The organism is Ruegeria sp. BG9, assembly GCF_056538305.1.
Window position 1 is genome coordinate 85,025 of sequence record NZ_JBQFSY010000008.1, and the last position, 13,887, is coordinate 98,911.

Genomic DNA, 13,887 nt, shown 5'->3' on the forward strand with positions numbered 1-13,887 from the left:
TCTTGCCTTCGTCAGTCCATTTGCATTTAGCAGATCACCGCGCGAGTGAAAGGGCCATGCGGCAAAAGCCGTTGCTCTGCCCGTGACGGTCCCTTAGTTTTGCGCCGAAGAAAGCAAGCAATGATGACCGGGCAGGCAGGAACAACAATGGATGTGATCCGCAATTCGATTGCTGCAGGGGCCATGACCCTGATCGCAGCGGCAGCCTTTGCACAGGACGGAACCGTCATCGTCAAGGATGACGAGGTCGGAGGTGTCTATGAAGGCACCTTCCTGAACGGCTTGCGGCACGGGACCGGGTCGTATCGGCTACCCAACGGGTTCGAGTATTCGGGCGAATGGATCGAAGGCAAGATTCAGGGGCAAGGCACGGCGCGCTTTGCAAATGGCGCGATCTACGAAGGTACATTCGCCGATGGCCAGCCAGACGGCCAGGGCAAGATCACCTATCCCGATGGCGGCACCTACGAAGGGACGTGGTCCAACGGGGCCATCAACGGAACCGGCGTGGCCCAATATGCCAATGGCCTGCGATATGAAGGCGCGTTCAAAGACGCGCGCCATCACGGCAAGGGCACTCTGTCCGACCCCAACGGATACGCCTACGAGGGCGACTGGGTTGAGGGTGAAAAGCAGGGCATAGGCAAGATCACCTCGGCCGATGGCTCGGTCTATGAAGGTGAGATCGAACAGGGCCAGCGCCATGGTCAGGGTCGTCTGGTTCAGTCGGACGGCGTTGAATATGACGGTCAGTGGCAGAACAACGTGATGACAGGCACCGGGCGGCTGACGCTGGCCAACGGGGATGTCTACGAGGGCGCCTTGCTGGACGGGCGCCGTCAGGGCAAAGGCAAGGAAACCTATGCCAACGGCAACGTCTATGAGGGCGACTACGAAGACGATCAACGCCACGGCAAAGGCACCTTCACCGGAACAGATGGCTACAGCTATACGGGCGACTGGTCCCGTGGTCAGATCGAAGGTTTTGGTGAGATCACCTATCCCGATGGCTCAACCTATATCGGTGAACTCAGTGCGGACCTGCCGCATGGCAAGGGCCAGAACACCTATCCCGACGGCACCGTCTATGATGGTGAGTGGGTTGCGGGTGTCTTCGAGGGCCGAGGCAAGGCCACATACCCAAACGGTGTCGTCTATACCGGCGAGTTTCGGAATGCGGTCAGCCATGGTACCGGCGTCGTCACCTTTGCCAACGGTTACCGCTATGAGGGCGAATGGGTTGATGGTGCGCGGCAGGGCAAAGGCAAGGCCAGCTACGCGGACGGCACGATCTATGACGGAGATTTCCTGAATGGCAAGCGCCACGGCAAAGGCACGATCACCGCGCCCAGCACCTTCACCTACACGGGCGATTGGGTTGACGGCAAAATCAGCGGAGTGGGTGTTGCGACCTACAGCACAGGCGACGTTTACGAAGGCGGCTTCCTCGACAACAAACGCCACGGCGAAGGCACCATGCGCTATGCCAACGGCCAAGAGGAGACAGGCGTGTGGGACAATGACGCTCTGCCGCCGCAAAGCGCAGCAGAAGAATCGCCCGCGCAAGAGGATCAACCCGCTCAGGCTGAAAACGCTGACGAACCAACCGAGGCGGAACCCTCCGACGGTTAACTTGCTACCACGGAACGGGTTTTCCGGCCCAGTCGAAGAACCCACCCGTGTCATCGGTCGTTAGACTGTTGACCACGTTCAGCAGGTTCATCGCGGCCTCTTCAGGCTCCACTGCCGGATGTCGACCAAGGTATTTCTGCGTGAAGGCCGTTTTGACGGTTCCGGGATGCAAAGACACGCAGATCGCCTGTTTGTGCGTGCGCGCCAGTTCAATGGCCGAGGTGTGGACGATCTGGTTTACCGCGGCTTTCGCGGCACGGTAGCTGATCCAACCACCGATCCGGTTGTCCCCGATCGACCCCACACGCGCCGACAGAACACCAAAAACAGATCGCCTGTCGCGTGGTAGCAATCTGTGCGCACGGCTGAGGACCAAGGCCGGACCAACCGAATTCAACGCAAACTGATCCATCATGGCCTGCGCCGATACAGCTCGGATCGTCTTTTCCGGCTCCGCCCCGTTGATCTCCAACGCGCCAGAGGCCACCAGAACCAGATCGAACGGATCAGGCAGGTCATCCAACATCTGCAAAGCCTGCTCCGGTTGGGTCAGATCAAACCCGTCAACCGACCGGGACAGGCTGGTGACCTGTATGCCCTGCTCCTCAAGACGCGCGCAAAGCGCCGAACCAATTCCGCCAGAGGCGCCTATAACCAAAGCTGTTTTCATGCCTCACGACCTAGCGGCAGCGACGGTTGGATCAATAATGGGTCCTCAAGAATTCGCATAGAAAGGACCACGCCCTCATTTTGGTTCTTTTCATTCCGCGCAAGCTGGGTATAACCTCATCCTCATGATCAACCGCGCAGATATCCTTGTTGCCGACACCGCCCTTCGCGGTGCGTCGCTGCGTGGCCTACTGATCCTAATCCGCCTCTGAGCGTGCCAACCGGCGCGCCCGCTCAGAGGAGGACGCCAGCGCGCCAAGAGGCTTTAGGACAGAAGAAGAAAGAGAACCCCATGACCAACGTGACCGACCAAGACCGCGTCTTGATCTTCGATACCACTTTGCGCGACGGCGAGCAGAGCCCCGGCGCAACCATGACCCATGACGAAAAGCTCGAGATTGCCGAGCTGCTGGACGAGATGGGCGTCGACATTATCGAAGCCGGTTTCCCCATCGCATCCGAGGGCGACTTCAAGGCCGTTTCCGAGATTGCGCAACGATCGAAAAACAGCCGTATCTGCGGTCTGGCCCGTGCGAACTTCGCCGATATCGACCGCTGCTGGGAGGCTGTAAAACACGCCGAGAAGAACCGTATTCACACCTTCATCGGCACCTCCCCCCTGCACCGCGCCATTCCGAACCTGACGATGGATGAGATGGCCGAGAAGATCCACGAAACCGTCAGCCACGCGCGCAACCTGTGTGAAAACGTACAATGGTCACCGATGGATGCGACGCGGACCGAGTGGGATTACCTCTGCCGAGTGATCGAGATCGCGATCAAGGCCGGGGCGACTACGATTAACATCCCTGACACTGTGGGATATACTGCACCTGTGGAGTCCGCCGACCTGATCAAACGCCTGATCGAGACTGTACCGGGCGCGGATGAGGTGATCTTTGCCACCCACTGTCACAACGACCTTGGCATGGCGACCGCGAACTCTCTGGCCGCTGTAGCAGGCGGTGCGCGTCAGATCGAGTGTACCATCAACGGTCTGGGCGAACGGGCGGGCAATACGGCTTTGGAAGAGGTCGTGATGGCTCTGCGCACCCGCAACGACATCATGCCTTGGCACACGGGCATCGACACAACCAAGATCATGCATATCTCGCGCCGCGTGGCGACCGTGTCGGGCTTCAACGTGCAGTTCAACAAGGCCATCGTCGGCAAGAACGCCTTCGCGCATGAAAGCGGCATCCATCAGGATGGGATGCTGAAGAACCGCGAAAACTTCGAGATCATGCGCCCCGAGGATATCGGTCTCTCAGGGACTTCTCTGCCCTTGGGCAAGCATTCAGGCCGCGCCGCGCTGCGCGACAAGCTCGAGACGTTGGGTTTTGATGTGGGCGATAACCAGCTCAAGGACATCTTCGTGCGGTTCAAGGATCTGGCCGACCGCAAGAAAGAGGTGTTCGACGACGACCTGATCGCGCTCATGACCATGGACGAGCATGACGACTATCTTCAGCTTGTCTCGATGAAAGTGACCTGCGGCACCGGGGGCCAGGCCGAGGCAACCGTCGAACTTGAAATGGACGGCAAGGACATCATCGCCACCGAACATGGCGACGGGCCTGTGGATGCAACGTTCAAAGCGATCCGCGCGATCTACCCCAACACAGCCCGGTTGCAACTGTATCAGGTCCATGCCGTCACCGAAGGCACCGACGCGCAAGCCACAGTCTCGGTCCGCCTGAGCGAAGACGGCATGATCGCAACCGGCCAATCGGCCAACACAGACACGGTCGTTGCGTCAGCCAAGGCCTATATCCACGCGCTGAACCGCCTGATCGTTCGCCGCGAGAAAACCGGCCCCGGCGCAGACACGCGTGAGATCAGCTACAAAGACCTGACCTAGAAACGGCAAAGGGCTCCCGCACCCGCGGCGGCCCGGCTTCGCCGACCCATCTTGGGTTTTGGGCCCGGCAGCGCGCCTGCGGCGCGCTGCCGGGCCCAACGCGTTTGACGGCATCTTTGATGCAGGCAAACGGGGCGCGAGGTTTGCTTGTTCCTCTCCAAGACCTCAAAGTTTTTTGAACAAAGCAGACAGTCTGTGGGTTTCCTGATCCAACCCAAAGGGCGCGTTGATCACGAACATTCCAGACCCGACCATCCCATGCCCTTTGCGCGCTGCGGGGAATGTCACCTCGTGTTTCAACACCTTCGGGAAATCCTGAGACGTCAGCGCGTCCACCATCGGCTTTTGACGGGCATCCTTCAGGATCGGGTACCACAAAGCGATCACGCCCACATTCCATTTGCGATGCAGCTTGGCGATTATCCCCGGAAGGCGGTCATATTCCGCCTTCACCTCGTAGCTGGGGTCAATCAACAGCATACCCCGTCTGGGCGTCGGCGGCAGTAGGGACTGCGCCAGCTCATACCCGTCTTGCTTGTAGACGCGCGCATTGCCCCCCGGCACCGCCAGTGACAATGCCGCATATTCCTGCGGATGCAATTCGGCGAGGTGCAGACTGTCCTGCGACCTCAGCAGGCTAGCTGCAATCAGGGGCGATCCGGGGTAGCTGGCCTCTCCAAAACGCGCACGTGTCATCCCGATCGCTTGCGCCAGCGGATGATCATCGCCAAACCATGCGCCACGCTGAACACGCTCAATCCCGGCGGCTGCTTCTCCGGTCTTGCGGGCTTCGTCTGAATCTAGTCTGTAAAGCCCACGTCCCGAATGGGTTTCGACGTAAGTCAGCGGTTTGTCCTTTTGGGTCAGATAGGACAGCGCCCATGCCAATAAAGCGTGCTTTTGCACATCAGCCAGATTCCCGGCGTGGTAAATATGTTGATATGAGAGCATATTGCCTTCTACAGTCCCTGCAAATGAGGCGAAAAGGTGCTGATTGCCGCGGAATCAGCCCTTTTACCGGGCGAGTTGGCACCCTATAAGTCATCCGTCCCGGAACCGTCGAGTCGCGGGCAGTAGAAAAACCGACATACAGGATCAGGGGAAACATGGGGATCTTTGGCAATCTGGGCGGCCTGTTCACAGCGGACATGGCTATCGACCTTGGAACGGCAAACACGCTGGTCTACGTCAAGGGGCGCGGTGTGATCCTGTCTGAACCCTCGGTTGTAGCCTATCACGTCAAGGACGGCGTGAAAAAGGTTCTGGCGGTTGGCGAAGACGCCAAGCTGATGCTGGGTCGGACACCGGGTTCGATTGAAGCCATTCGCCCGATGCGCGAAGGCGTGATTGCCGACTTCGACACCGCCGAGGAAATGATCAAGCACTTCATCCGCAAAGTGCATAAGCGTTCGACCTTCTCGAAGCCAAAGATCATCGTCTGCGTCCCGCATGGCGCGACCCCTGTTGAAAAACGCGCGATCCGCCAGTCGGTTCTGTCCGCAGGCGCGCGCCGCGCTGGCCTGATTGCCGAACCGATTGCAGCGGCAATTGGCGCAGGCATGCCAATCACCGATCCGACCGGAAACATGGTCGTCGATATCGGTGGCGGCACCACCGAGGTTGCGGTTCTGTCGCTGGGGGATATCGTCTACGCCCGCTCGGTCCGCGTGGGTGGAGACCGTATGGACGAGGCGATCATCTCCTACCTGCGTCGTCAGCAGAACCTTCTGGTCGGCGAATCCACCGCTGAACGCATAAAGACCACCATCGGCACCGCGCGCATGCCCGACGATGGCCGCGGCCAGTCGATGCATATCCGTGGTCGCGACCTACTGAACGGCGTGCCAAAAGAAATCGAGATCAGTCAGGCTCAGGTCGCCGAGGCGCTGTCGGAACCCGTCCAGCAGATTTGCGAGGCTGTAATGACCGCGCTGGAGACCACGCCCCCCGATCTGGCCGCAGACATCGTGGATCGTGGCGTGATGCTCACCGGTGGCGGAGCGCTGCTGGGCGATCTGGATCTGGCTCTGCGCGAACAGACAGGTCTGGCCGTGTCGATTGCCGATGAAAGCCTGAATTGTGTGGCTTTGGGCACCGGCAAGGCGCTAGAATACGAAAAACAGCTGCGCCACGCGATTGACTACGAAAGCTAAGGCGCGCACCCTTTAGAAAATAGGGTAAACTCGGCCCGAGCAGCACGGGAAGGTAACCTGTGGCAAAAGACCGATCACAGCGCGACGACTACACGGCCCCACTGAGGCGTTTGCTTCTGGGGATCGTTGTGCTGTGCCTGCTGGGCATCTTCATTGTCTGGCGGATCGACAGCCCTCGGGTTGAACGGTTCCGCGCGCAGGTTGTAGATGCTGTTGTGCCCTCAATGGATTGGGCCATGGTTCCGGTCACCGCAACCGTCAACCTGTTCCGTGATTTCCAAAGCTATCAGAGCCTGAGCGAGCAGAACCGCGAGCTGCGCTCGGAACTGCGGCTGATGCGCGCCTGGAAAGAGGCAGCGTTGCAGCTGGAACAGGAAAACGCGCGGCTACTGGATTTGAACAATGTGCGGCTTGACCCGCGCCTGACCTATGTGACCGGCGTGGTGATGGCCGATAGCGGCTCTCCCTTCCGGCAGTCGGTGCTGTTGAATGTTGGGGAACGGGACGGGATCGTCGATGGCTGGGCCACGATGGACGGGATCGGCCTGGTTGGCCGTATCTCGGGTGTTGGGCCGGATACGGCGCGCGTCATTCTGATGACGGACGCCTCAAGCGTCATTCCCGCCACCATCCAGCCCTCGGGCCAGACCGCTTTGATCACGGGCGACAATACCCCTGCCCCTTCGGTCGAGTTTCTGGAAAACCGTGAGCTTGTGCGCCCCGGCGACCGGGTCGTGACCTCGGGCGATGGAGGCGTGTTTCCCGCCGGTCTGCTGATCGGCCAGATCGCCGCCGACCCCGGAGGTCGCCTGCGCGTGCGCCTCTCCGCCGATTTCGAACGGTTGGAGTTCCTGCGCGTTCTTCGCTACAACTCGGCCCCCACGATCCGCGATCCGGGTCAGATCGTCGGCCCCTCACGCCCCGCTGCTTCGTTGTCGTCTGAGGAAGCTGGTGATGGATAAACCGGCCTCTCACAAATGGGCGATGCGCGGTCTTTACGGGGCGCTCGCGGTGTTCGTTCTGTTCCTGCATCTGCTACCGCTGGATACGCAGCCGGATCGCTGGCCTTTTCCGGACTTTCTGATCGTCCTTACTTTTGCTTGGGTGCTCAGGCGGCCGGACTATGTGCCGACCGTTTTGGTCGCTTTGGTCATGTTGCTGGCCGATCTGCTGCTGCAACGCCCTCCGGGCCTATTGGCCGCATTAGTGGTGCTGGGCGCGGCTTACTTGCGGTCTGCGGCACCGGGGATGCGGGATGCGGGCTTTGTAGCTGAATGGATGTCGGTCAGTGCAATCGTTGCTGGCGTCTTTCTGGGCAACCGGGTCATCCTTGCAATCCTGTCTGTTGATCAGGCGGCTTTGTTACCGGTTTTGATCCAGCTTGTGCTGACAATTCTGGCCTATCCCGTCATTGTGCTGCTGTCTCAGAGTGTATTCGGCGTGCGCCGCGTCTCGGCTGCGGATGCCAGTGCTACGGGGGCGCGTGCATGAAACAGCGCAAGATCAAAAGCGAAGGTGTCGCCTACAAACGTCTGCCCCGGCGGGCCCTGCTGCTGGGTGGTCTGCAGGCGGTTTTCATTGGCGGGCTGGCCGCGCGCATGCGGTACATGCAAGTCGACCAAGCGGATGAATATCGCCTTTTGGCCGAAGAAAACCGGATCAATATCCGCCTGATCCCGCCGACACGGGGGCGCATCTATGACCGCAATGGGCAGGTCATCGGGCAGAACTCACCGTCCTACCGCATCGTCATTGTACGCGAGGATGCCGGTGACATCGACAAGGTGATCGCCAAACTGTCGGACCTGATCCCGCTGAACGAGGATGAGATTGAAAGGGCGCGCACGGAAATGCGCCGCTCGGCCCCGTTTCTGCCGGTCACGCTGGTCGATCAGGTGACGTGGGAGGATATCTCGAAAGTCGCGGTGAACGCCCCGGCCCTGCCCGGTGTCACGCCTGAGGTCGGCCAGACCCGACAATACCCGCGCTACGAGGATTTCGCCCATATCGTCGGCTATGTCGGCCCGGTCAGCGACTATGACCTCAGCCAAATCGAAGACCCAGAGCCGGTGCTGCGAATCCCCCGGTTCCAGATCGGAAAGGTCGGCTTGGAAGCCAAGCAAGAGATCGACCTGCGCGGCAAGGCAGGCTCCAAGCGGGTCGAGGTGAACGCCACCGGCCGCGTCATGCGCGAATTGGACCGGCAGGAAGGCCAACCGGGTGCTGATCTGCAACTCTCGGTCGACGCGGACCTACAGCAATACGCTCAAGCACGGCTTGCCGGAGAAAGCGCCGCCGCCGTTGTCATTGATTGCGAAACCGGCGATCTGCGGGCAATGGCCTCGGCCCCCAGTTTCGATCCAAACCTGTTCGTGCGCGGTATCTCGGTCGCGGACTATCAGATCCTGACGCAGGACAAATACCGCCCACTGGCCAACAAGACGGTTCAGGGCACATACCCGCCCGGATCGACCTTCAAAATGGTCACCGCCTTGGCCGCGCTTGAGGCCGGTGTCGTTGGCCCCGGCAACACCGTGTACTGCCCCGGCCACCTCAAGGTCGGCAGTCGCCGCTTCCACTGCTGGAAGCGCGGGGGACACGGTATGGTGGACCTCAATACATCGCTCAAGCGCAGCTGCGATGTCTACTACTACGACGTGGCGATCAAGGTCGGCATCGACAAAATCTCAGAGATGGCGCGGACCCTCGGGCTGGGCATCAAGCACGACATTCCGATGTCCGCCGTACGTGCCGGTCTGGCGCCCAATCAGGAATGGAAGCAACGCACCCATGGCGAGGACTGGCTGATAGGCGATACGGCCAATGCATCGATCGGGCAAGGATTTATGCTGGCCTCACCGATGCAGCTGGCCGTGATGACCGCGCGGATTGCCACGGGGCGGGCCGTGACACCGCGACTGGTCCGCTCGATTGATGGGGTCGAACAGCCAACGGGCGCGGGCGAGCCGCTTGAGATCAGCCCGGCCAATCTGAACTACATCCGCGAGGCGATGTGGTCGGTCTCAAACGACCGGCGCGGCACGGCCTATCGCAGCCGGATCATCGCCGATGACCTCCGCATGGCAGGTAAAACCGGTACCAGCCAGGTACGCAACATCACCAAAGCGGAACGTGCCGCAGGTGTGATCCGCAACGAGGACCTGCCATGGGAGCGGCGCGACCATGCGCTGTTCGTCAGCTTCGCCCCTTACGACAAGCCTAAATACGCCATCGCGGTGGTCGTCGAGCATGGCGGCGGTGGCTCCAAAGCGGCGGCCCCGGTCGCGCGCGACATCATGCTTCAGGCGCTTTACAACGGCACGCCCCCGCTCGAGGCCTACCCGGCCGGAGATCGAGAGCGCATCAAGGAACAGCAAAAACGGCTCGAGGGCGATCGCCGCCCCAAAGCGCGCCCCAGCGAGAAGGACCGCGCATGAGCTATCTTGAATATGCGGTCAAATCCACGCCATCGGGGTTCCGTAAATTCCTGTATATGAACTGGCCGCTGACGCTGTTGCTGATCAGCACAGCCAGTGCCGGGTTCCTGATGCTATACTCGGTGGCGGGTGGCTCTTGGATGCCGTGGGCCGAGCCTCAGATCGAACGTTTCGGGCTGGGCCTGACGGTGATGTTCATCGTCGCGCTGGTGCCGATCTGGTTCTGGCGCAACATGTCGGTACTGGCCTATCTGGCCTCGATCGCCCTGCTGGTGTTTGTGGAGCTGTTCGGAACCATCGGCATGGGCGCACAGCGCTGGATCGACCTTGGTTTCATGCGTTTGCAGCCGTCCGAGGTAATGAAAGTCGCGCTGGTGATGCTGCTGGCGGCCTATTATGACTGGCTGCCCTCGCATAAAACCTCACGCCCACTTTGGGTTTTGATCCCTGTCGTGCTGATCCTGATCCCTACCTTCATGGTGCTGCGGCAGCCGGACCTTGGGACCTCGATCCTGCTGTTGGCAGCGGGCGGAGGGCTGATGTTTCTGGCCGGTGTTCACTGGGCCTATTTCGCCGCCGTGATCGCCGCGGTCGTTGGCCTGATTGCGGCCGTTTTCAACAGCCGAGGGACCGAGTGGCAGTTGCTGAAAGACTACCAGTTCCGCCGGATCGACACGTTTCTTGACCCGTCTACCGACCCGCTGGGCGCGGGCTACCACATCACCCAGTCCAAGATCGCCTTGGGATCGGGTGGATGGAATGGGCGCGGCTTCATGCAGGGCACGCAATCGCGGCTGAACTTCCTGCCTGAAAAACACACCGACTTCATCTTCACCACATTGGCGGAAGAGTTCGGCTTTGTCGGTGGCATCACCCTATTGCTGCTTTACGCGCTCATCCTGATCTTCTGCATGGTCACGGCGCTGTCGACCAAAGACAGGTTCTCATCGCTGGTCACCATGGGGATCGCGCTGAACTTCTTCCTGTTCTTTGCGGTCAACATGTCGATGGTGATGGGGCTGGCTCCGGTTGTCGGGGTGCCTCTGCCCATGGTCAGCTACGGCGGTTCTGCCATGCTGGTTCTGATGGCCGCCTTCGGTGTCGTGCAAAGCGCCCATATCCACCGCCCCCGTTGATCGGAAAGCCCCTCGATGCCTGTCAATATCCTGTTCTCCGCACGTCCTGAGCTTTGGCCGGTGTACCAGCCGCTTCTGACCGAGGGGCTGCAAAAGGCAAGCGTCTCATTCAATCTGGCAACCGAGTTCCCCGAGGATGCGGTGGACTATATCGTCTATGCCCCAAGCGGCGGGCTGCTGGATTTCACACCCTACACGCGGCTGAAAGCGGTTCTGAGCCTCTGGGCCGGAGTCGAGAAGATCGCAGGGAACGAAACGCTGACTGTCCCACTGGCGCGGATGGTCGATCACGGTTTAACCCAAGGCATGACCGAATGGGTCGCAGGGCATGTGCTGCGCTATCATCTGGGGATGGACCAGCACATCAAAGTGCAAGATGGTGTGTGGACGCCCGACGCACCGCCATTGGCGAACGAACGTCAGGTCTGCATTCTCGGCCTTGGCGCATTGGGGCAGGAGGCTGCGCAAGCGGTAGCCGCATTGAATTTCAACGTCACCGGATGGAGCCGCACCCCCAAAGACGTCCCCGGAGTAACCTGCCTGAGCGGCGAAGACGGGTTGCGAGAGGCTCTGTCAAAGGCCGAGATCACCGTCCTCTTGCTGCCTGATACACCGGCGACCGAGAACACACTGAACGCCGAAACCCTTGCGTTGATGCCCAAAGGCGCGCGGATCATCAATCCGGGACGTGGGCCTCTGATAGACGATGACGCGCTATTGCAGGCGTTGAACTCAGGCCAGATCGGACATGCCACGCTGGATGTGTTCCGGGTTGAGCCTCTGCCCGCCGATCATCCCTACTGGGCGCATCCGAACGTAACGGTGACGCCGCATATCGCCTCGGAAACTAGGCCGGTCACAGCGGCGCAGGTGATCGTCGAGAATATCCGGCGCGGGGAAGCTGGCGAGCCGTTCGTGCATCTGGTGGATCGCCAGCTGGGGTATTGATCCCTCGATCCAAGGGCTGGAAGAGAACGGTTTAAGCTGCGATCAGGCCGCGCCCTTTCAGCAAGGCTTCGACACCTGGCATCCGGCCCCGGAAGGCCAGATACAGCTCCTCAGCCTCGCGCGAGCCGCCAGTGGACAGGATATTGTCTTCCAGAGCTTTGGCGCGTTCCGGATCAAATGCCCCTCCGGCCTCTTCAAAGGCCTCGAATGCGTCGGCATCCATCACTTCGGACCACATGTAGCTGTAGTAGCCCGAGCTATAGCCATCGCCCGCGAAAACATGCGCGAAATGCGGGGTCGCGTGGCGCATGCCGATGGCCGCGGGCATGCCGATGCCTTCCAGGACCTCGGCCTGTTTCGCCATCGGGTCCGCCGGGGCCGCGCCTTCATGGAAAGCCAAGTCAACCAAGGCCGAGGCGACATATTCCACCGTCTGGAACCCCTGATCGAAATTCGCAGCTTTCAGCACTTTCTCGAGCATTTCTTGCGGCATTGCCTCGCCGGTGTCCGCGTGGGTGGCAAACTCGGCCAGAACCTCGGGGACCTCCAACCAATGTTCGTAAAGCTGGCTTGGCAGTTCGACAAAGTCGCGCGCCACGGACGTGCCCGAGATGCTTTCATAGGTCACATTCGAAAGCATCTGATGCAGGGCATGCCCGAACTCATGGAACAAAGTGCGCGCGTCGTCATAGGACAACAGCGCCGGATCGCCTTTGGCGAAGTTGCACACGTTGATCACGACCGGAGCCTGCTCCTTGGGGAATTTCGCCTGCCCCCGCATCGCGCTGCACCACGCGCCCGACCGTTTGGACCCGCGCGCGAAATAGTCACCAATGAAGACTGCGACGTGCTTGCCGTCTCGCGTCACCTCCCACGCCCGGCAATCCGGGTGGTAGAGCGGCACGTCCAGCGGTTTGAACTCCAACCCGAACAGACGGTTGGCGCAGGCGAACGAGGCCTCGATCATCCGGTCCAGTTGCAGGTAGGGCTTCAGTGCGGCCTCATCCAGATCATGCTCAGCCTTGCGGCGTTTCTCGGCGTAGTAGCGCCAATCCCACGCCGCCAGAGGGCCGTTCACGCCATCCTCCTGCATCATCGCCGTCAGAACTTCGGCATCTGCGTCGGCGCGCGCCTTCGCAGGCTCCCACACTTGCATCAGCAGGTCGCGGACGCGGTCAGGCGAGCGGGCCATTTCGGTTTCCAGCTTGTAGTCGGCAAAGCTGTCATAGCCCAACAGCTTGGCGCGTTCCTCGCGCAGGCTAAGGATTTCGGCTGCGATGTCGCGGTTGTCGGTCTCACCACCGTTTGCGCCGCGCGCGGTCCAGGCGCGATAGGCTTTTTCCCGCAGGTCGCGACGAGGGGAGAACTGAAGGAACGGCACAATGATCGACCGGGACAGGGTGACTACTGGACCAACAGCGCCCTTTTCCTGACCCGCCGCGCGTGCGGCATCGACAACGAAATCCGGCAGGCCCTTCAGGTCATCCTCGGACAGGTCCATGAACCAGTCGCGCTCATCCGCCAGCAGGTTCTGAGTGAAGGATGTTCCCAGTGACGCCAGCCGCGCTTTGATCTCTTGCATCCGGACGTCCTTCTCGCCCTCCAACGCGGCGCCGGCTCGGACAAAACCGCGATGAGACAGCATCAGCACGCGCGCCTGTTCGTCACTTAGGCCCAGATCATCGCGCCGCGCCCACAGGTCCGCCACACGTTTGAACAGCGCCTTGTTCGAGGATATCCCCGAAAAATGCGCCGCCAGCTGTGGCGAGAATTCCCGCTGTAGCTCTTCACGTTTCGGATTGCTGTCCGCACCCGCAACTGTAAAGAAAACCGACAGCACTTTGTCCAGTTGCTCACCCGCCGCCTCAAGCGCTTCGATCGTGTTGGCGAAACTCGGGGCCTCAGCGTTTGCGGCGATTTCGTCAATCTGCGCGTTATGCGCCTGCAGCGCCTCATCCAAAGCGGGGGCGAAATCATCATCCGGAATCTTGGCAAAAGGGGCGATTTCGAACGGGGTGGTCCAGTCGGACAGGATCGGGTTGGTCATTCAG

Annotated in this window: 11 protein-coding genes; 8 read left to right on the forward strand and 3 right to left on the reverse strand. The window is 60.6% G+C overall.

The genetic code is table 11. The annotated features are described in order from the left end of the window. Positions 1–147 precede the first annotated feature (147 nt). Positions 148–1,632, forward strand: coding sequence for a 2-isopropylmalate synthase (locus tag ACR0I8_RS14675; RefSeq protein WP_170691693.1), 1,485 nt, complete (start codon positions 148–150; stop codon positions 1,630–1,632). Positions 1,633–1,636: 4 nt separating this feature from the next. Here ACR0I8_RS14675 and ACR0I8_RS14680 read toward each other — a convergent pair whose 3' ends face one another. Beyond that, positions 1,637–2,302: an SDR family NAD(P)-dependent oxidoreductase gene (locus tag ACR0I8_RS14680; RefSeq protein ID WP_170691429.1), complete on the reverse strand. Its 666-nt coding sequence runs from the start codon at positions 2,300–2,302 to the stop codon at positions 1,637–1,639. 291 nt (positions 2,303–2,593) lie between these two features. On the opposite strand from ACR0I8_RS14680, the gene ACR0I8_RS14685 reads away from it, so the two are divergent. Beyond that, complete coding sequence (locus ACR0I8_RS14685; RefSeq protein WP_170553395.1) at positions 2,594–4,162, forward strand: 2-isopropylmalate synthase; 1,569 nt, start codon at positions 2,594–2,596, stop codon at positions 4,160–4,162. Positions 4,163–4,327: 165 nt separating this feature from the next. Here ACR0I8_RS14685 and ACR0I8_RS14690 read toward each other — a convergent pair whose 3' ends face one another. Next, positions 4,328–5,113, reverse strand: coding sequence for a 23S rRNA (adenine(2030)-N(6))-methyltransferase RlmJ (locus ACR0I8_RS14690; protein WP_170691430.1), 786 nt, complete (start codon positions 5,111–5,113; stop codon positions 4,328–4,330). A gap of 155 nt (positions 5,114–5,268) precedes the next feature. Between ACR0I8_RS14690 and ACR0I8_RS14695 the strand changes: the two genes are divergently transcribed. Genes ACR0I8_RS14695 through ACR0I8_RS14720 form a run of 6 tightly spaced genes read left to right on the forward strand, consistent with a single transcriptional unit; the run spans position 5,269 to position 11,836 of the window. Further along, positions 5,269–6,315, forward strand: a complete 1,047-nt coding sequence (locus tag ACR0I8_RS14695) for a rod shape-determining protein (RefSeq protein ID WP_039523195.1) — start codon at positions 5,269–5,271, stop codon at positions 6,313–6,315. Between the two features lie 59 nt (positions 6,316–6,374). Beyond that, positions 6,375–7,277 carry a rod shape-determining protein MreC gene (mreC, locus tag ACR0I8_RS14700; protein WP_170378866.1) on the forward strand — a complete coding sequence of 301 codons (903 nt, stop codon included), beginning with the start codon at positions 6,375–6,377 and terminating at the stop codon, positions 7,275–7,277. Beyond that, positions 7,270–7,806, forward strand: a complete 537-nt coding sequence (locus tag ACR0I8_RS14705; RefSeq protein ID WP_170378868.1) for a rod shape-determining protein MreD — start codon at positions 7,270–7,272, stop codon at positions 7,804–7,806. The genes mreC and ACR0I8_RS14705 overlap by 8 nt, the downstream gene beginning before the upstream one ends. Further along, positions 7,803–9,752, forward strand: coding sequence for a penicillin-binding protein 2 (gene mrdA / locus ACR0I8_RS14710; RefSeq protein WP_170378870.1), 1,950 nt, complete (start codon positions 7,803–7,805; stop codon positions 9,750–9,752). The genes ACR0I8_RS14705 and mrdA overlap by 4 nt, the downstream gene beginning before the upstream one ends. Further along, on the forward strand, positions 9,749–10,888 hold the full coding sequence (gene rodA, locus ACR0I8_RS14715; protein ID WP_170462716.1) for a rod shape-determining protein RodA: 1,140 nt from the start codon (positions 9,749–9,751) through the stop codon (positions 10,886–10,888). The genes mrdA and rodA overlap by 4 nt, the downstream gene beginning before the upstream one ends. 15 nt (positions 10,889–10,903) lie before the next feature. Further along, a complete protein-coding gene (locus ACR0I8_RS14720) occupies positions 10,904–11,836 on the forward strand; it encodes a 2-hydroxyacid dehydrogenase (protein WP_170691432.1) in 933 nt (310 codons plus the stop codon). A 31-nt stretch (positions 11,837–11,867) separates the two neighbouring features. Here ACR0I8_RS14720 and ACR0I8_RS14725 read toward each other — a convergent pair whose 3' ends face one another. Next, complete coding sequence (locus ACR0I8_RS14725) at positions 11,868–13,883, reverse strand: M3 family metallopeptidase (RefSeq protein ID WP_170691435.1); 2,016 nt, start codon at positions 13,881–13,883, stop codon at positions 11,868–11,870. Positions 13,884–13,887: the final 4 nt, after the last annotated feature.

What these genes read in the sequence shown, in the direction of transcription:
- ACR0I8_RS14675 (WP_170691693.1), top strand. Translation starts at nt 148, where the DNA reads ATGGATGTGATCCGCAATTCGATTGCTGCAGGGGCCATGACCCTGATC.
- ACR0I8_RS14680 (WP_170691429.1), bottom strand. Translation starts at nt 2,302, where the DNA reads ATGAAAACAGCTTTGGTTATAGGCGCCTCTGGCGGAATTGGTTCGGCG.
- ACR0I8_RS14685 (WP_170553395.1), top strand. Translation starts at nt 2,594, where the DNA reads ATGACCAACGTGACCGACCAAGACCGCGTCTTGATCTTCGATACCACT.
- ACR0I8_RS14690 (WP_170691430.1), bottom strand. Translation starts at nt 5,113, where the DNA reads ATGCTCTCATATCAACATATTTACCACGCCGGGAATCTGGCTGATGTG.
- ACR0I8_RS14695 (WP_039523195.1), top strand. Translation starts at nt 5,269, where the DNA reads ATGGGGATCTTTGGCAATCTGGGCGGCCTGTTCACAGCGGACATGGCT.
- ACR0I8_RS14705 (WP_170378868.1), top strand. Translation starts at nt 7,270, where the DNA reads ATGGATAAACCGGCCTCTCACAAATGGGCGATGCGCGGTCTTTACGGG.
- mrdA (WP_170378870.1), top strand. Translation starts at nt 7,803, where the DNA reads ATGAAACAGCGCAAGATCAAAAGCGAAGGTGTCGCCTACAAACGTCTG.
- rodA (WP_170462716.1), top strand. Translation starts at nt 9,749, where the DNA reads ATGAGCTATCTTGAATATGCGGTCAAATCCACGCCATCGGGGTTCCGT.
- ACR0I8_RS14720 (WP_170691432.1), top strand. Translation starts at nt 10,904, where the DNA reads ATGCCTGTCAATATCCTGTTCTCCGCACGTCCTGAGCTTTGGCCGGTG.
- ACR0I8_RS14725 (WP_170691435.1), bottom strand. Translation starts at nt 13,883, where the DNA reads ATGACCAACCCGATCCTGTCCGACTGGACCACCCCGTTCGAAATCGCC.